14 protein-coding genes are annotated in these 17,587 nt (G+C 50.6%); 12 read left to right on the forward strand and 2 right to left on the reverse strand.

Translation table 11 applies throughout. The annotated features are described in order from the left end of the window. The first annotated feature begins 104 nt into the window (after positions 1-104). The 8 genes from DESPR_RS19160 to DESPR_RS10380 all read left to right on the forward strand — a co-directional run bounded on the left by DESPR_RS19160 (position 105) and on the right by DESPR_RS10380 (position 9,798). Entirely contained in the window at positions 105-602 is a 498-nt protein-coding gene (locus DESPR_RS19160; RefSeq protein WP_281430544.1) for a prepilin-type N-terminal cleavage/methylation domain-containing protein, read from the forward strand. Positions 603-661: 59 nt separating this feature from the next. Continuing rightward, positions 662-2,764 carry a tetratricopeptide repeat protein gene (locus tag DESPR_RS10360; RefSeq protein ID WP_015724768.1) on the forward strand — a complete coding sequence of 701 codons (2,103 nt, stop codon included), beginning with the start codon at positions 662-664 and terminating at the stop codon, positions 2,762-2,764. Continuing rightward, the gene (locus DESPR_RS10365; protein ID WP_015724769.1) at positions 2,761-3,936 is read left to right on the forward strand and encodes a vitamin K epoxide reductase/DsbA family protein; all 1,176 of its coding nucleotides are present in this window, start codon (positions 2,761-2,763) and stop codon (positions 3,934-3,936) included. The genes DESPR_RS10360 and DESPR_RS10365 overlap by 4 nt, the downstream gene beginning before the upstream one ends. Continuing rightward, positions 3,933-5,672 (forward strand): glycosyltransferase family 39 protein, encoded by a 1,740-nt coding sequence (locus DESPR_RS10370; protein ID WP_015724770.1) that lies wholly within the window; start codon positions 3,933-3,935, stop codon positions 5,670-5,672. The genes DESPR_RS10365 and DESPR_RS10370 overlap by 4 nt, the downstream gene beginning before the upstream one ends. Positions 5,673-5,728: 56 nt before the next feature. Continuing rightward, the gene (locus DESPR_RS17925; protein ID WP_169701584.1) at positions 5,729-7,024 is read left to right on the forward strand and encodes an oligosaccharide flippase family protein; all 1,296 of its coding nucleotides are present in this window, start codon (positions 5,729-5,731) and stop codon (positions 7,022-7,024) included. A 50-nt stretch (positions 7,025-7,074) separates the two neighbouring features. Further along, a complete protein-coding gene (locus DESPR_RS17930) occupies positions 7,075-7,467 on the forward strand; it encodes an FAD synthase family protein (protein WP_015724772.1) in 393 nt (130 codons plus the stop codon). 20 nt (positions 7,468-7,487) lie between these two features. Beyond that, positions 7,488-8,732 carry a CDP-glycerol glycerophosphotransferase family protein gene (locus DESPR_RS17935; protein ID WP_015724773.1) on the forward strand — a complete coding sequence of 415 codons (1,245 nt, stop codon included), beginning with the start codon at positions 7,488-7,490 and terminating at the stop codon, positions 8,730-8,732. A 70-nt stretch (positions 8,733-8,802) separates the two neighbouring features. Then, positions 8,803-9,798 carry a glycosyltransferase family 4 protein gene (locus tag DESPR_RS10380; RefSeq protein WP_015724774.1) on the forward strand — a complete coding sequence of 332 codons (996 nt, stop codon included), beginning with the start codon at positions 8,803-8,805 and terminating at the stop codon, positions 9,796-9,798. On the opposite strand, the gene DESPR_RS10385 is transcribed toward DESPR_RS10380, so the two are convergent. Together DESPR_RS10385 and DESPR_RS10390 are read right to left on the reverse strand one after the other, a co-directional pair. After that, positions 9,795-11,060 carry a glycosyltransferase gene (locus DESPR_RS10385; RefSeq protein WP_081458012.1) on the reverse strand — a complete coding sequence of 422 codons (1,266 nt, stop codon included), beginning with the start codon at positions 11,058-11,060 and terminating at the stop codon, positions 9,795-9,797. The two genes, DESPR_RS10380 and DESPR_RS10385, sit on opposite strands and share 4 nt — an antisense overlap. Then, complete coding sequence (locus DESPR_RS10390) at positions 11,044-11,910, reverse strand: glycosyltransferase family 2 protein (protein WP_015724776.1); 867 nt, start codon at positions 11,908-11,910, stop codon at positions 11,044-11,046. The genes DESPR_RS10385 and DESPR_RS10390 overlap by 17 nt, the downstream gene beginning before the upstream one ends. Positions 11,911-12,499: 589 nt before the next feature. Between DESPR_RS10390 and DESPR_RS10395 the strand changes: the two genes are divergently transcribed. The 4 genes from DESPR_RS10395 to DESPR_RS10410 all read left to right on the forward strand — a co-directional run bounded on the left by DESPR_RS10395 (position 12,500) and on the right by DESPR_RS10410 (position 17,574). After that, positions 12,500-13,681 (forward strand): iron-containing alcohol dehydrogenase, encoded by a 1,182-nt coding sequence (locus tag DESPR_RS10395; RefSeq protein ID WP_015724330.1) that lies wholly within the window; start codon positions 12,500-12,502, stop codon positions 13,679-13,681. Between the two features lie 416 nt (positions 13,682-14,097). Next, positions 14,098-15,828, forward strand: a complete 1,731-nt coding sequence (locus DESPR_RS10400; RefSeq protein ID WP_015724777.1) for an aldehyde ferredoxin oxidoreductase family protein — start codon at positions 14,098-14,100, stop codon at positions 15,826-15,828. Between the two features lie 93 nt (positions 15,829-15,921). Further along, positions 15,922-16,146: a MoaD/ThiS family protein gene (locus tag DESPR_RS10405; protein WP_015724778.1), complete on the forward strand. Its 225-nt coding sequence runs from the start codon at positions 15,922-15,924 to the stop codon at positions 16,144-16,146. A gap of 189 nt (positions 16,147-16,335) precedes the next feature. Further along, positions 16,336-17,574: a molybdopterin molybdotransferase MoeA gene (locus DESPR_RS10410; protein ID WP_015724779.1), complete on the forward strand. Its 1,239-nt coding sequence runs from the start codon at positions 16,336-16,338 to the stop codon at positions 17,572-17,574. Positions 17,575-17,587 lie beyond the last annotated feature (13 nt).

Here is a 17,587-nt window from a genome sequence, read left to right on the forward strand (position 1 = left end):
GAGGCGCAAGGACAAAAAAACAAAGAAAACCAGATAACAATCTGAAATTCTAACAAAAGAAAAAATTCAACAAAATTGGCACGGCTAGTGCTTAATGACTGGCAATGAAAATTTCCGCCGGCGAAGGGATGACCGGCGGCACCACAACACACCTTTTGGAGGGTACACACATGACATTGAACAAACTGAGACTGCAGGCAAACGAAAAAGGCTTCACCCTGATCGAGTTGATGATCGTTATCGCGATTATCGGTATCTTGGCAGCGATTGCTATTCCGAACTTTATTGCGTATAGAAATAAGACTTTTTGCACCCGTGCTGAATCAGATGCCAATGGTATTGCCGCAGCTCTTGCCGACTATTTTTCTATCCCCAACCATACCGCAACCCCAACCCTTGCCCAACTTAACAACGGAGCTGGATTCACACTTTCTGGAGAAGGTGCAACAATCAATACAGCAGCAATCATTGGGGCTGATCCAAACGCAGGAATTACAATTTCCGTAACTGACGGTTCAGGTCGATGCCCTGACGACTACATGGACGCATCAGCAGATTGGGATACAGCTACAAGTGTATACCGTAAACGAATTGAGCCATAACCTACTTCCCGTTGATCAATGACCAACCAAAGGAGGAAAAGCAATTTTCCTCCTTTTTTATGAATAAAACAGAACTGCACGTTAAAGTTAATAAAATTTATATCATTGTCGCCATATTGCTCCTCGCCTGCTATAGCAACGCAATAACTGTACCTTGGCATTTGGACGACCCGCCCAACATCACCGAAAACTACCCTCTCCACATCACCGACCTCCAACCCGAAACCCTTTGGCAGACACTGTTCGCCAAGCCCTTTTCCCCAGGCACACTCGAACGCCCAGTAGCCTACCTCAGCTTTGCCCTCAACTGGTATGTCGGCCAAGACAATCCTATTGGATATCATCTGGTCAACCTGCTCATTCATATCCTCACCGCTTTTTTCCTCTTCAAAACTACATTTCTGCTCCTGCAGTCTCCACGTCTCGAAAAATATTCTGAAGATAAGGCACTGTTCATAGCGCTTCTCAGTGCCACGCTCTGGGCCATCAACCCCATCCAAACCCAGGCGGTTACCTATATTGTGCAGCGCATGGCCTCCATGGCTGCCATGTTTTTCATCTTCTCCACCTACAACTATATTCGTGCCCGACAATCCGAAACAGCGGCACAAACAATCAAGCATTTTTCCTGGTGCATCCTTTTTTTTGCGCTGGCCTTAGGCTGTAAGGAAAACGCCATCACCCTCATTCCCAGTCTCTTGCTCATTGAACTGCTCTTTTTTTATCGAAGAGAGGACAAACAATCAAAAATCAGCCTGATTCTGCTCGTTGCTGCCAATAGTCTTCTCCTGCTCGGGGCGCTCTATTATTCTTTCCATCATCAGCTATTCGGCACCTATTCCAACTCTCTTACCACCAGACCCTTCACCCCATACGAACGGCTACTGACCCAGCCAAGCGTCTTGCTTTTCTATCTCTCGTTATTGCTGTACCCCTCGCCGGCTCGGCTTTCCATCGACCATAGTTTTCCGCTTTCCACCTCGCTTGTGCATCCTTGGACAACACTCCCCGCCATAGTGACCATTCTTGGGCTGGTTCTCCTTGGAATTCTCTGCCGAAAAAAATGGCCCCTGCTCAGCCTGGCTCTCCTCTTCTTTTTCATTAACCACCTGGTGGAATCAACCTTCATTCCGCTAGAACTGGTTTTTGAACATCGCAATTACCTTCCTTCTTTTTTTCTTTTCCTGCCCATTGCCGCCACACTCGGATGGGCACTTAATTACACGGCGATACACAGCAAGCTCTTATATGGCACACTGGTCGTTTTCATTCCTCTGCTTCTCTTTCTCTGCGGTTTAGGCACCTACAGCCGCAATGTGGCATGGAAAACGGAAGAGTCGTTGTGGACGGACAGCCTGAGCAAGGCCCCCACCAATGCACGTCCCTATGCCAAGTTGGCGGAAATCTATGGATGGCGAAAGGAAAAAAACGCGGAAAATTTTAAGATCGCCTTAGCGTTACTGCATCAATCCCTTGAACGGGAAAGCCCCCGCACCAGTTACAAGCCAGCTCTTGTTGGCAATATCGGCAAACTCTATGCTAAACATGGGCTCCTTGATCAAGCGGTTCTTTATTACAACCAATCGCTGCAACTCAATCCTGATTTCATCACTTCTCGATTCGATCTTGCCGAGGCACTTACCCTGCAAGGAAAATTCTCCGAGGCACTCACGCAAATCAATACGGTCATAGCCAAAAACGATTTACAGAGCCGCTTCTTCAACCTGAAAGCCCTGCTCCTGTTGTGGCTGGACCGCCCCCAAGAGGCAGCGGGATGTTCCCAACAGGCCATGCAACGAACCATGGTCAACAAGGAACGCTATTTTTACAATACAGGTGTTGCCTTGGGCCGAGCCGGCCATCTTACCCAAGGACAATGGTTTCTCAAACAGGCCTTACACCAACACCCTAATGATCGCCGCATATTGTATAGCTTGATCGAAAACCGTTTGCTTGCCAAAGATGTCAATTCTGCTCGACAGTACGCGTTGTTCCTCTTAGAAAACCACAGTGTAACGTCTTATGAGAATGATTTGGCAAAACTGCCTACTGATTATTCCGCTGTTCCTGTTAATATCAGTGTGATTTCACCCCTTATTGTTGAATGCGCACTCCAAGCCGCAACGAACTTGGAAAAGGTCCATAGCCAAAGGAATCAATGAACCAGCCATCTGATGTTCAAACCAAAAAAACACTTTCTTACCACTGGTACATCATCCCGGTTATTTTCTTCTTACTCTTTGGCCTGACAGATACACTCTACCTCGCCTGGTCTCATTATAAGAATTACACAGATCTCACTTTCAGCAGTTTCTGTGCCCTTTCCAAGGCTATTAATTGCGATACGGTTTCGCAAAGTCCATGGTCCATCCTTTTGGGCCTTCCCCTTTCCTATTGGGGTTTTTCGGCTTACTCGCTGTTCTTGTTCTTCGCTCTTGCCACCTTGCACCGGCGAAACTATTCGATTTATCTTTGGCAGTGCCTTTTCCTCCTAGGGTTTGGCTATTCTGTGGCAGCGCTTTATTTCGGATACATCTCGGCAACAAAAATCAAAGCCCATTGCATTCTATGCCTTGGCAGTCATGCTGCAAGTTTTGCGCTTCTTTTTTTGAGTTGGATTATCCTCCGACGTTTCTGTGGTGGTTTTTCCCTGCAGGGCCTCAACAAAGGTGTCCGATACATCCTCAACTCATGGCCACTTAAAACGAGCATTCTGGTGCTTGTCGTTTTATTCCTTTCTCTTCATACTTGGCTTCCGCCGTATTGGAATTTTACCCTCCCACCCCTCTCCAACGCTGTTGCCAACGGACTAACCGAGGAGGGGCACCCCTGGATAGGTGCTGAACATCCGGAACTGACGATCCATGAATATGCCGATTACCAATGTTTCCAATGCAGCAAGATGCACACTTTTCTTCGCCAACTGATCAATGAACATCCCCAAAAAATCAGACTGGTCCACCACCACTACCCCATGGATCATGAATTCAACAACATTATCGTGCCCGAACCCTTCCATATTGGCTCCGGAAAAATGGCGATGATTGCCATCTACTCAGTTTCAAAAAATAAATTCTGGGAAATGAATGACGCGCTCTATACAATGGGACGGGAAAAGGAACCGTTCAACACCAGGACGCTGGCGGCAATGACAGGATTTACTTCCGGCGAACTGGCGGCCGCAACCCGACACCCGCAAATCCGGGAAATACTTCTGTATGACATTCGCCAGGGCATGAAACGGGAAATCACCGGCACACCGACATTTGTGATTGACGATAAAGTCTATCAAGGTGCACTTCCTTCCGACCTGTTGAAAATAATCATGCAATGAACTCACAAGAACAGGGCAGACGGACCTTTCCAATCTCCGAAAAATGGATATATAGTGGGCTCATTTTGCTTCTTCTCGTTCTCCTTGTTACAACCATCCTGCTTGCCTCCGTCCCCCCTGTCGACCGGGACGCGTTAACTCACCATCTCTTTGTCCCTAAACTATGGCTCAAGCACGGTGGCATTTACGAGATTCCCGAGATTCATTTCTCCTACTACCCCATGAATCTCGATTTGCTTTATATGATCCCGCTCTATTTCGGCAACGACATCATCCCTAAATACATTCATTACTGCTTTGCCCTGCTCACCGGGCTGCTGCTCTATCGCCACCTGAAGAAACGGCTGGGAATGGGGTACGGCCTGCTTGGCGCGCTCTTTTTTCTTTCGGTGCCGATCATCGTCAAGCTGTCGATCACCGTTTATGTCGACTTGGGCGTGGTCTTTTTCACCACCGCATCTCTGTTGTTGTTGTTTCACTGGGCGGAAAAGAATTTTCTGCCGCCTTACCTCATTCTTGCCGGATTGTGCTGCGGCCTGGCTGCTGGCACCAAATACAACGGCCTGATCGGTGTTGTCGTGCTTACCCTGCTGGTGCCGATGCTCTATCAACAGAGCGCCACCCGGGAACGGCAGAGCAACGGCAAGGCGCTGCTGTGGGGAGTCGTTTTCGCCGTCGCCACCCTCGCGTCCTTCTCGCCGTGGCTGATCAGAAATCATGCCTGGACCGGTAACCCCATCTACCCCTTGCACAACTCGCTGTTCCAAAAATGGAGAGCTCCGGCGATCAACCAGCACACCCCCACACAGGTCGACCTCGCCGACACCCTGCGGCAGGCCACCCGCCAGGGTAGCAGTGCCTTTATTTCGCGGAAAATCCTCTACAACGAACCCTGGTGGCAAACCCTGCTTTTACCGCTCCGTTTTTTCTATGAGGGCCAGGACGACAACCCGCGATTCTTCGACGGCAAGCTGACGCCGTTTCTCCTTCTTCTGCCGGCCTTGGCCTTTCTCTTCCGCTCAACGAATGCTCGACAGCGCCGGGAACAGAAATTTCTCCTCTCGTTCGCCCTGCTTTACTTCTTTTTCACCTTTTTCCAAGAAGCGATGCGCATCCGCTACATCGTGCCGATTGTGCCGCCCTTGGTGATTCTTTCCATGTATGGCTTACAGGAAACCTTGCAAAGAATATCCGCATGGATTGCCAACCCAAGGCTGCGAAAAATGGTTCGGTTGGCGGTAGCGGCCTGTATCCTCGGTTCTATATTAGGGTACAATGGTCAGTATCTAGCCAGCCAGTTCGCTGTGGTGAATCCCATGCCATACCTGCGAGGACAAATCAGCCGGGACGCCTATATCACCACCTTCCGTCCGGAATACCCAGCAATACAGCATACCAATGCAGTCGTACCGCAGAACGCTAAAGTGCTGTGTATTTTCCTCGGCAACAGGGGCTATTACATGGATTTCCAGCCGGTGTTCGAACAGCCGTTTGGGAATGGAATTTTCATGCAATTTCTTAGCAAAAAACAAAAAAATAAGAACATTGTGCAAATGTTGAACAAAGAAAATATCACTCATGTGCTCATCCGAGACGATTTGACATATTCATGGGTTCAGCAGTTGAAGGAGACAGAGCGACAGTTTTTTTCACCTCTTTTTAACAGTGCGACTCAACCTATTTTCAGCAAGTTCGGATACACTTTATTTGCAATAATTCAACCAAGTCATCGCTAAGCCAAAAAATCTCCAGAATGCGACTCGGCACTCCTTTCCACAACGAACGCCAATTTATGCTTTTCAAGTCACTAAAAGAACAATTGTGCATGTTGATTAAATGGAGGCCGGGAAAAATTGCCAAAGGCACCTTGGTGATGACACTGGGTATTAGTTTACGTACCCTCGGCCAAGCACTCGTTTTTATTATTGCCGCTCGCGCGCTTGGTATCGAAGAATTTGGAGCTTACGCTGCGGTCCTGGCACTGGCTGGCGCGTTTGGTGGTTTTGGTGGATTGGGCTTCCAAACAATATTGCTCCGCGATGTATCCCGTAATCCAGAATGTTTCCCAGAAGCTTGGGGCCGAGCCCTTTTTGTAATATGTTGGAGTTCGTTTCTTTTGATGGGACTTTATACGGTTGCGGCGTGGGCTCTACTTCCCGGCACCATATCATGGAATGTAATCAGCAGCGTTGGTTGTGCGGAAATTATATTCTCACCTTTTTATGTTGCGGCACTAAAACCCTACCAAAGTGATGAACGGGCCGTTCAATGCTCCTGGCTCATGATATCTCAAATTATAGTGAGAGTTGCTGCCGTCCTGGCTCTCGTTGCCTTAATCCATCTTTTGCCACAACAGTCTCCCCTAGAAATATGGGGCCATCTCTATGCACTCGCAGCATTTATAACGGGTACGTACACTCTGGTTAAAGTCAGCTTTGATTTCGGGTTACCTCAGTGGACAAACTGTGGAAAAACATTTACCCAGATTCACGAGGGCCTTCTTTTCGCTTTGGGCGGAGCCACGCTTAAACTGCATGCTGATATTGACAAGACAATGATCGCTCGCCTTGCCACCTTGGAAGGAGCTGGTCTATATTCGGCAGCTTATCGAATCGTTGAGATGGCAACTATACCAATAATGGCATTGATGTCCATATATCAACCACGATTTTTTCGTGAAGCACAGGAAGAACACAAAAATTCTTCCTTCATTCCTTGGAATATTTTTCCAATACCATTATGTTATGTTCTTTTAGCCTGCCCATTTATTTACATATTCTCCATGTGGATACCAATAATATTAGGTAATAGTTTTTCCACAACTGTTTTAGCAATAAAATGGCTATCGTTTCTTCCAATTATATCCTTACCACGAATCATATTGCAAACTAAATTTTTTGCTTACGGATTTACAAAAATAGCAGTTTTATTTTTTATATTAGGAACAATGATTAATATTATTATTAATTTATTATTAATACCATCTACAGGATGGAAAGGTGCAGTAATAGCAACTTATATTTCAGAATCTATAATAGGATTGACATTATTCTTTTCAGCAAAAAAATTTTTAAAAAAATGTCAATGAAAATATTTATTTTTTAACAACCAATAATCTTAAATTATTAAAATTTTAACATGGTACGTGTAATAACTTTTGGAACTTTTGATGTTTTCCATATTGGACATCTCAGTATACTAGATCGTTCAAGGAAACTTGGAGATTTTTTAATTGTTGGAGTTTCAACTGACCAAATGAGTTTCGATAAAAAAAATCGTTATCCAATATATTCACAACATGAACGTTTACAAATTATTCAATCACTACGTTGTGTTGATGAAGTTTTTTTCGAAGAATCACTTGATTTAAAACGTAATTATCTTTTAGAATATAAAGCAGATATTCTTGTCATGGGAGACGATTGGGCTGGAAAATTCGACAAATTTAATGATATTGTCAGGGTAATATATCTTCCAAGAACCCCTTCAATTTCAACTACAGAAGTTATTGAGAAAATACGTATAATATAACCATATTAATAATACATCTGATGTTAAAAAAACTTAAATTGACATGTAAAAAAATTTCTAGCTCATTTTTTGGATGGATCATCCTTTGGCCATTTTCTTATATCATCCAACGAGACCAAAAAAAATATGTAATTATCGGTCGAGACGGCGGTAAATTTCTCGATAACAGCAAATATTGCTTTATTGGTCTTCAATATTTTCAATCACTACACAATATCAACGTAGTTTTCTTAACCGACTACCCTGATGTTCGAGCTGAACTGGAAACACATGGATATCAAGTTGCTCGTTTATCCGGTCCCGTTGGCTGGTGGCAATTTCTCCGCTGTGGAACAATCATAATGGACAGCGCAGAATGGGGGTCTTTTGGCCGCTTTGCAGCTGCACGAGGGGCTCGTTTGGTTCAGCTCTGGCATGGAATTCCCCTCAAGCAGATAGAATTATTAATTATACAAAAAATTGCTTCAACTTTACCGTTCAACTTAAGTAGAGCATTTTACGCCTATCGTAATTTTATTGGCCGACATCGACAAGTGGACCTCTTGGTTTCCACCTCAGCTCATGTCACTAACAAGGCTATGAAATTCTGTTTCAATGCAAAACATTGGCCAGCTATAGGGTATCCTCGCAATGATGTATTGCTTGATGAACAGTTGCGTCATCATCCCCTCGTATCACTTGGCATGGATGACCAAGCAATATGTGCTATTCGATCCGCCAAATATTCAGGGAAAAATGTAATTTTATACACACCAACTTTTCGAAGAAATATGCATGACCCTTTTTCCGATGGAGTAATTAACTTAGATCAACTTTATAATTTTTTAAAGTTGCATAACCTCTTTTTTTTGATCAAACTTCACCCGTTGATGCCACAAACCATTGAGCCATCTTATTGGAAAGATAATATTTTTTTTATTCGCCCTGATTCAGATATCTACCCATTAATGCATGAAATCAATATACTTATCACAGACTATTCATCAATTTTCTTTGATTATCTTTTATTGGATAGACCTATTGTTTTTTACTGCCACGACCTAAACGAATACATACAAGATGATCGAGGTTTTATATTTGATTACGAGACGATGACCCCTGGCCCAAAAGTTCACTCCCAAAAAGATTTAGAAAATCAAATTATCGGTATACTACAAAGGAAAGATATCTGGACCGATGATCGTAGAAGAGTACGTGATCTTGTATTTGACCATATAGACGGTTCAGCAACAAAACGTCTGATGGCAGTGCTTATTGGTAAATAATTACGATTGACCACAGTTTACTCAAGTGCATCAGTGAAAAGGTCTATTTTTAACAAATGAGGCAACATTCATGGTTTTATCCCCCATGGCCACTGGAAATGGCGCCTATATCGTTCACAAAACACTTGAAAGCAAAATAGACGAATATAGGGTTGTCCCATATAATCCCTACCGTACGCTTTTCCCGCCTTCGTTGCTATTTCATCGATTTGGATCAAAAACGCGCTTGGTTCATACCACCCCGGATTATGGGATTTTCCACAAAAGAAGGAATATCCCTTTGATTTTGACATTCCACAACTATGTCCTCGACCCTTTCATGCAAAAGTACAGCAATCTATTACAGAACATTCATTATCGAACTGATCTAAAGTTGCTTACCCAACTTGCTGTCTCCAACGCCCAGGCAATTACAGCGGTTAGCCATTTTACAGCGGATTTAGCCAAACGCGATTTGCGTCTGAACCACCCGATCACGGTTATTCATAACGGTGTTGATCACAACTTATTCAGGCCTCTTAAATCTGTAAAATACCATCCGACAAAAACCATAAAAGTTTTGTTTTGTGGCAATCTGACCCGGAGAAAAGGGGCACAGTGGCTTATTCCCATTGTCGAGAAACTCGATAAAAACATTAGTATTGCTTACACTGCAGGGTTGCGAACACATGATTCGCTGCCCAGACACCCACAGCTTGAATGCCTGGGAGCCATCCCCCATCATTCAATGCCATCTGTATATCAATCCGCTGATATTTTATTGTTCCCGACAGTCAGGGAAGGTTTCGGCTTAGCTGTCGCCGAGGCCATGGCTTGTGGACTACCGGTGGTAGCCACTAACTGCTCATCCTTGCCGGAACTAATTGACGACGGAAAAGGAGGATTCTTGTGCCCATTGGGGGACATTGAATCTTTTGCTGAAAAAATATGTTTTCTCGCAGAAAACTATCAGCAACGTCGAGATATGGGAGCGTACAACCGAGAAAAAGTAGAAAAAATGTTTACCATCGAACACATGGTGAGCCAATATGTTGAACTTTTTGAAAGGACATTAGCACGGTACTAATCCTTTGCCACTTTGGCAAATTGACGAGATTGCCCCGAGCACGATAAACAAATCATGGCATATTGTTCTGCAACAACCACCCAGTCGAATTTTCCAGAAATCAATCGCCTTGCCTTCCGCCTTATCTCTTCATAATTCTCTTTACTTTTTGCTATGTGTATTATCTTTGCAGCTAAAAGACTTGTATTACCAGGTGGCACTAAAAATCCTGTTTGCCCATCTACAAGTATATCTTCAATTCCTCCAACCCTAGTGCCAATCACCAGACAGCCGCTCATCGCCGCTTCGACAAAAGTCAACCCAAAGCCTTCCGTATCTCCATTTCTCACTTGCACGGATGGACCAATAAAAAGATCGGCGGTTGCATAATAGACTGGAAGTTGATCATTCGATATCCCCCCTGCGAACAGGACAACTTTGTCAAATCCAAGTTGTCGCACCTGATTTCGCAATTCATGCTCCAACTCTCCATGACCGACTATCAGTAACTTGGCGTCCGGAAAATCATTGATGACCTTAGGCATGGCATCAATCAGGTAGCGTACCCCCTTTTTCTCGGTCAGACGGCCAACAAAGAGCAGAAACGGACCATGAATGCCATACCGTTCCCTGATGGCTTCATTCTTTTTATTCGGGGAAAAGAGCGACGCATCCACTCCCATGGGGATAATGTCCGGTTTTTGATGACTCTGGGTATCGGCACAAAGTATTCGTGCCAGCGCTGAACTGACCGTTATTACCCTGTCGGCATTGTTCACTATCCATTTTTTGGCAGCTATAACCGCAGGCGTTCGCAAGCCAAACACATCGGCACCGTGCGCCGTTATGATAACCGGAACCTTGAAAAGCTTTTTAATTACCACTGCCCAAAAGCCCTGCGGGACCAACCAATGGGCGTGAATTACGTCAGGCCGGATCTTTGCGACAAGCAGAAGCAGTGAAAAAAACTGGGCGACAAGAAAAAAAGGAAGAAGCAGGTGATACAGTTTGTTCCGTCGTAATTTTGGAACGATTCCTTGCCCACCGGCTAAACGTTCGCATGAGGCGAAAAAATAGCGAAAACGATGGATGTGCATTCCGCATATCCGCTCCTCTCTCAAGGCACCAGGGTAATGCGGTGTATGCACAGTGACATCAAATGTCTCGACCAGCCGTCTTGACAATTCATAGACAAACGGTGGGTCGGTATCATTTTGCCAGCGGGGGAAGGTAGAAGTGACAACGAGTAGTTTTGGCTTCATCACCCTATTCAATTCGATCATACCGCATCTGATTGATCTGCTCAGCCACCAAGCCGATCATGAAGATGATAATGGCGCTGTTGAACAGCAGGGCCGACATGTTGGTAAAGCGGCCATGGGCAAAAAAGGTATAGCCATAGTAGCAGAGCCCGGTGGCAAAGAAACCAAGGCTGATCGGCAGGAACACCCGAAATGGTGAAAAAAGGGTGGCGATCTTGGTGATGATGAGGAAAAAACGGGTGCCGTCCCGGAGCAGTTTGATTTTGCTCTTGCCTGTCCGCGCTTTGGTCTGAATGGGGATGTATTTGACGCTGCGGCCGCTGCGGAGGTAGCCCAAAGTCAGGGTGGAGGGATAGGAGAAGGTGTTGGGCAACAGATAGATGAACTGTTTGACCACGGAAAGGCGCACCAGGCGAAAACCCGAGGTCAAATCTTCGATCTTGAACTTGGTAACATAAGAAGCAAATCTGTTGTACACCCAATTGGCCAGGTCGCGATGGGCCTTGGTTTCCGACTGCCTGGTCCGCGCGCCGACCACCATGTCGAAACGGTCTTTATATTCCAGCAGACGGGCAATGTCCTCCGGCCGATGTTGACCATCGGCATCCATCATCACCACCCACTCGCCCTGGGCACAGCGGAGGCCGGTCTTGATGGCCGCGCCGTTGCCGATATTGTAGGGATGAGGCCACACATGAGCCCCAGCCGCCATGGCCTCCTGCAGGGTACTGTCGGTTGAGCCGTCGTCCACCACCAAGATTTCGTATTCAGGGTACAGGGCGCGAATCCGTTCAATGGTGTCGCCGATGACGCCTGCTTCATTGTAGGCAGGCAGCAGGATGGACACCTCGTATTTTTTTTTCTGCTCCACAACCGTGCTCCACAGCAAGTATTCCCGTTCGCTGGCCGGTTGTCCCGTGCGGCATGTCCTTTCAACCGCAGCGAGGTCCGCCAGCAACCATGTCCTAAAAAGTAGACCAGAAATCGCAATAAAAGCAAAGAGATTCGTTGACAAGGCCCAGGAAAAGCCTCCAGGTGCCGCGGACTGCTTTGCCGCCCCCCTCGGCCTTTGTGCTGATCAGGCCTCTTATCGAGCGAGCCGAATGTTTCCCCTCACCTGCCAGAGCCACACGAGCCAAAAACACCAAATGGGACATTTTGACTCGGTTCTTTTTTTAACTGTTTCATTTTAACCCGGAACTCGCCACACTGGTTATTTTCGGTCGTTTTTGGGATGTTCATCGCCCAAATACCGCCTCAACATCTTCTCTCAACGCCACCAATGGGGCATTTCGGCGGATCAGCACCGGCCACCAAAACACAACATACTGAATTAACGATATTTACCAGATGGCACATTCTTTGCTATAGAAGGGTACGCGTTTCATTGGTACCAAAGAGAGGCAGGAATTTTAGGTAGGACGAGAGGAACCCTAACACTACAAAAGGATGGTTTCATTATGGCAGTTCGTGAACAAGTCTACGGTTATTTCATTCCCTCTGTAACCCTGATCGGCATTGGCGCCGCCAAGCAGATCCCGGACAAAATCAAGGCCCTCGGCGGTTCCAAGCCGTTGATCGTCACCGACAAGGGCATCACCGGTGCCGGCATCACCAAACAGATCACCGACCTGCTGGAAGCCGCGGGCATGGCCTACGTGGTCTATGACGAAACGATCCCCAATCCCACCGACAAGAACGTGCATGACGGCGTCGACATCTACAAGAAAGAGAACTGCGACTCCCTGATCACCCTCGGCGGCGGTTCTTCCCATGACTGCGGCAAGGGCGTTGGCCTGGTGGTCGCCAACGGCGGCAAGATCCATGACTACGAGGGCGTGGACAAATCCTCCAAGCCCATGCCCCCCTACCTGGCGGTCAACACCACCGCCGGCACCGCCTCGGAGATGACCCGCTTCTGCATCATCACCGACACCTCCCGTCACGTGAAGATGGCCATCGTTGACTGGCGCGTCACCCCCGGCATCGCCGTCGACGATCCGATGCTCATGGTTGGCATGCCGCCGGCACTGACCGCCGCCACCGGCATGGACGCCCTCACCCACGCGGTCGAGGCCTATGTGTCCACCATCGCCACCCCGATGACCGACTCCGCCGCCGAGAAGGCCATCGAGCTGATCGCCAAGTACCTGCGTCCGGCCGTGGCCAATGGCCAGGACATCGAAGCCCGCGAAGGCATGTGTTTTGCCCAGTATCTGGCCGGCATGGCCTTCAACAACGCCAGCCTGGGTCACGTCCATGCCATGGCCCATCAGCTGGGCGGTTTCTATGACTTGCCGCACGGCGAGTGCAACGCCATTCTCCTGCCCCATGTGGAGAAGTTCAACCTAATCGCCAAGATGGACCGCTTTGTCAAGATCGCCGAGCTGATGGGCGAGAACACCGCTGGTCTGGCCCCGCGCGACGCCGCCGAGCTGGCCCTGGTGGCTATCCGCAAGCTGTCCGCCGACATCGGCATCCCGGCTGGCCTGATCGAGCTGGGCAAGAAGTATGGCAAGGAAGTCAAGGCCTCCGACATCGACACCATGGTGGCCAATGCCCAGAAGGATGCCTGCGGTCTGACCAACCCGCGCTGCCCGAAAGACGCCGACGTCAAGGCGATCTACACCGCCGCGCTGTAAGACAAACAAGATGGTTCCCGTGCTCCCGCGCGGGAACCATCGACCGCTTTCACAAACTCCGGTGGAGCCTGCCCCTGTTTTCCCTGACTTGGCCTGTGCGGGCTTCACCGGCATTCTTCACCCAAGTTACGCTGTGGTTGGCGTTGCGGGGCGCGGTTTCGCGTCCCGCGTTTCACGTTTCCACCGGAAAGGAGGCGCAGGGCCTTTACTCCTTGTGACCCTGCGCCTCTGATCCAATACCAACCAGAAGCAACCGATTCGTACAAGTATTGACAAGGACAGGAAATTGAGCTAGCTTTTCCGACAACCTATTGAAGTTTTGCGTTTTTTTTGCATCACGGCCTCACCGTCGATCGTAACGGGTACGGGTTCCCGCAGGAGCCCGGTTATTCTCTTTTTTGCATAGGAGTCATCGCATGGCTGATAAAATTTTTCGTGTCAATATGTCGGACCTGAGCACCAAGGTCGAAGCCGTACCCGAGGCATGGATGGGCCTGGGCGGTCGCGGTCTGACCTCGACCATCGTCGCCGCCGAAGTCAACCCCACCTGTCACCCGCTGGGCAAAAACAACAAGCTGGTTTTTGCTCCGGGCCTGCTGTCCGGTACCCCGGCCGCCAACTCCGGCCGTCTGTCTTGTGGCGCCAAAAGCCCGTTGACCGGCACCATCAAGGAAGCCAACGCCGGCGGCACCTCGGCGCAGATGCTGGCCAAGCTCGGCGTCAAGGCCCTGATCATCGAAGGCAAGCCCGCCGATGACTCCAAATGGTACAGCCTGCACGTCAATGCGGACGGGGTGACCATCAAGGAAGAGACCGAAGTGATCGGCTTGGGCAACTTTGCCGTGGTCCAGACCCTCAACAATCGCCTGGGTGACAAGGTCGGCGTGATCACCATCGGTCCGGCCGGCGAAATGAAGATGCTCGGCGCCAACATTTCGATCAAGGATCCGGACAGCCACATGCGCTCCAACGGCCGTGGCGGTCTGGGCGCGGTCATGGGGTCCAAGAAGGTCAAATTCATCTCTGTCGAGCCCACCGATCAGAAGGTGGCCATCGCCGACCCCGAAGCCTTCAAGGCGGCCAACCGCACCTTTGCCAAGGCCCTGGTCGACAACCCCATCAGCAAGGCCCTGGCCCAGTACGGCACCAACGTCCTGGTCAACATCATCAACGAGTCCGGCGGGCTGCCCACCCAGAATTTCACCCGTGGCCAGTTCGAGGGCCACGAGGCGGTGTCCGGCGAGACCATGTACGACACCATCGTCGCCCGTGGCGGCAAGCCGAAACACAACTGCCATCCCGGCTGCGTCATCCAGTGCTCCCAGATCTACGCCGACGCCAAGGGCCAGTACAAGACCTCTGGTTTCGAGTACGAGACCATCTGGGCCCTGGGTGCCGACTGCTGCATCGACAACCTCGACTACGTGGCCGAGGCCGACAATCTGATGGACGACATCGGGCTCGATTCGATCGAGATTCCGGTGGCCTTCGGCGTGGCCATGGAGGCCGGAGTGCTCAAATTCGGCGACGGTGCCGAGTTGTGCCGCATCCTCAAGGAAGAAGTGGCCAAGGGCACGCCGCTGGGCCGGATCATCGGCAACGGCGCGGGCTCGGTGGGCAAGGCCTTTGGCGTTACCCGCGTGCCGGTGGTCAAGAACCAGGCCATCCCAGCCTATGACCCCCGCGCCATCAAGGGCATCGGCATCACCTACGCCACCTCCACCCAGGGCGCGGATCACACCATGGGCTACACCATCGCCACCAACATTCTTGGCGTGGGCGGCAAGGTCGACCCGCTGAGCAAGGAAGGCCAGGTGGAACTGTCGCGCAACCTGCAGATCGCCACCGCGGCCATCGACTCCACCGGCATGTGTCTGTTCATCGCCTTCGCGGCGCTCGACGACGCCACCTGTCTGCCGGCCCTGATCGACATGATCAACGCCCGCTTCGGCATCAAGCTGACCGCGGCCGATGTCACCAACCTCGGCATGACCATCCTCAAGACCGAGCGTGCCTTCAATCTGGCCGCCGGCTTCACCAACAAGGATGACCGGCTGCCCGAGTTCTTCTCCGAGGAACCGATCGCGCCGCACAACGTGGTCTGGGATATCACCGACGAAGCCATCGACTCGTTCTGGAACTTCTGATCGAGACGCGGCCATCACCGCCAGGGGCATTCCGTCATTCGGCGGAATGCCCCGCCTCCAACGTGCAACCACAACCCAAACCCGGAATCGCTCATGCAGCTCACGGTCAAACTGTTCGCCTATTTTCGGGACAATCGTTTCAAGCAGCAACGCATGGAATTCGCCGAGGGCACCACGGTCGAGGACATCATCCGTTTCCTTGACCTGCCGCTTGACGAGGTTGGGGTGACCATGATCAATTCGCGCCACTGCGAACTGCACCAGATACCGGCCGAGGGCGATCAGCTGGCCATTTTTCCGGCGATTGGCGGCGGGTGATTCCGCCGCCGGTGTTTTTCTCCGCCCTCTCTCACGAAGGCAAATTTCCCCCACCCCTTCGTTGCGTTCGTGCTATATTATCGCGTGTGGACGGGCCGGGCATCCCGGCGGCCGTCGAAGATACCGGTTGATTCCGGTTCACGCTTTCTGGCTCCATTCCATGACGGAGCATTTCCCAGGCAAAACAACATGAACGATTTCTTCAAACTGATCAGCCCCACTGATTTTGTCGCCCTGTTTGCCGATTTCGCCCCGCTTGCGGACGAAATCGTGCCGCTCGGCGCGGCGCGGGGCAGAGTCGTCGCCAAACCGCTGACCAGCAACGAAGCACTGCCGCCCTTTTCCCGCTCGACCATGGATGGCTACGCCGTCCGGGCGGCCGATACCTTTGGCTGTTCCGAATCCGAGACCGCGCTGTTGACGGTGATCGGCGAAATCGCCATGGGCGCCTCGGGTCAGGCCTTCAGTCTCCGCCCCGGCCAGGCCGTGCGCATCTGGACCGGCGGCGAGCTGCCGCTGAAAGCCGATGCCGTGGTCATGGTCGAATACACCCAGCCCTTCGACGAGCAGACCGTGGCCGTGTTCCGGCCGGTTGCCCCGGGCGAGAACATCATCCGCGCCGGCGAGGATTATGCTCCCGGCAGCATTGTCCTGGAACCGGGCAGCCGCTTGCGGCCCCAGGATCTGGGGGTGCTTTCCGGTCTGGGCATCACCTCGGTCCCGGTCTATCGCCAACCACGAGTGGCCATCCTTTCCACCGGTGATGAACTGGTACCGGCCGAGCAGACACCGCCGCCGGGCAAGATTCGCGACATCAATTCCACTTCCCTGGCGGCCCTGGTCGAGGAGGCAGGCGGCAGGCCCCTACTCCACGGCATCTGCTCCGACGATTTCGACCGCATGCTGGCCGTCTGCACCGAGGCCTTGGCCGAAGCCGATGTCCTGTTGCTCTCCGGCGGCAGCTCGGTGGGTCAGCGCGACTTCACCAAGCGGGTCTTTGCCGCCATGCCCGACAGCGAGCTGCTGGTGCATGGGGTTTCGGTCCGTCCGGGCAAGCCGACCATCCTCGCCCGTCAGGGCAACAAGGCGCTGTTCGGTCTGCCCGGCCATGTCGCCTCGGCCCTGGTGATCTTCACCTGTTTTGTCCGCCCGCTGCTCAGGCAATACAGCGGGTTGGGCGCCACCCTCGGGCTGCGCACGATCCGGGCGATCACCGCCGAACAGATTCCCTCGACCATTGGCCGCGAAGACTACGTCCGGGTACGCTTAACCGCCCGCGAAGAAGGGCAATCCCCCCTGGCGACACCGGTCTACGGCAAGTCGGGACTGCTCAGCCCGCTGGTCCGGGCCGACGGTCTCTTGCCCATCGGCCGCGATGTCGAGGGCCTGGATCGGGGGGTCGAATGCCCGGTGCTGCTGTTTCCCTAATCCCCATTTGTTG

The organism is Desulfobulbus propionicus DSM 2032, assembly GCF_000186885.1.
Classification (GTDB): domain Bacteria; phylum Desulfobacterota; class Desulfobulbia; order Desulfobulbales; family Desulfobulbaceae; genus Desulfobulbus; species Desulfobulbus propionicus.

What these genes read in the sequence shown, in the direction of transcription:
- DESPR_RS19160 (WP_281430544.1), top strand. Translation starts at nt 105, where the DNA reads ATGAAAATTTCCGCCGGCGAAGGGATGACCGGCGGCACCACAACACAC.
- DESPR_RS10360 (WP_015724768.1), top strand. Translation starts at nt 662, where the DNA reads ATGAATAAAACAGAACTGCACGTTAAAGTTAATAAAATTTATATCATT.
- DESPR_RS10365 (WP_015724769.1), top strand. Translation starts at nt 2,761, where the DNA reads ATGAACCAGCCATCTGATGTTCAAACCAAAAAAACACTTTCTTACCAC.
- DESPR_RS10370 (WP_015724770.1), top strand. Translation starts at nt 3,933, where the DNA reads ATGAACTCACAAGAACAGGGCAGACGGACCTTTCCAATCTCCGAAAAA.
- DESPR_RS17925 (WP_169701584.1), top strand. Translation starts at nt 5,729, where the DNA reads ATGCTTTTCAAGTCACTAAAAGAACAATTGTGCATGTTGATTAAATGG.
- DESPR_RS17930 (WP_015724772.1), top strand. Translation starts at nt 7,075, where the DNA reads ATGGTACGTGTAATAACTTTTGGAACTTTTGATGTTTTCCATATTGGA.
- DESPR_RS17935 (WP_015724773.1), top strand. Translation starts at nt 7,488, where the DNA reads ATGTTAAAAAAACTTAAATTGACATGTAAAAAAATTTCTAGCTCATTT.
- DESPR_RS10380 (WP_015724774.1), top strand. Translation starts at nt 8,803, where the DNA reads ATGGTTTTATCCCCCATGGCCACTGGAAATGGCGCCTATATCGTTCAC.
- DESPR_RS10385 (WP_081458012.1), bottom strand. Translation starts at nt 11,060, where the DNA reads ATGATCGAATTGAATAGGGTGATGAAGCCAAAACTACTCGTTGTCACT.
- DESPR_RS10395 (WP_015724330.1), top strand. Translation starts at nt 12,500, where the DNA reads ATGGCAGTTCGTGAACAAGTCTACGGTTATTTCATTCCCTCTGTAACC.
- DESPR_RS10400 (WP_015724777.1), top strand. Translation starts at nt 14,098, where the DNA reads ATGGCTGATAAAATTTTTCGTGTCAATATGTCGGACCTGAGCACCAAG.
- DESPR_RS10405 (WP_015724778.1), top strand. Translation starts at nt 15,922, where the DNA reads ATGCAGCTCACGGTCAAACTGTTCGCCTATTTTCGGGACAATCGTTTC.
- DESPR_RS10410 (WP_015724779.1), top strand. Translation starts at nt 16,336, where the DNA reads ATGAACGATTTCTTCAAACTGATCAGCCCCACTGATTTTGTCGCCCTG.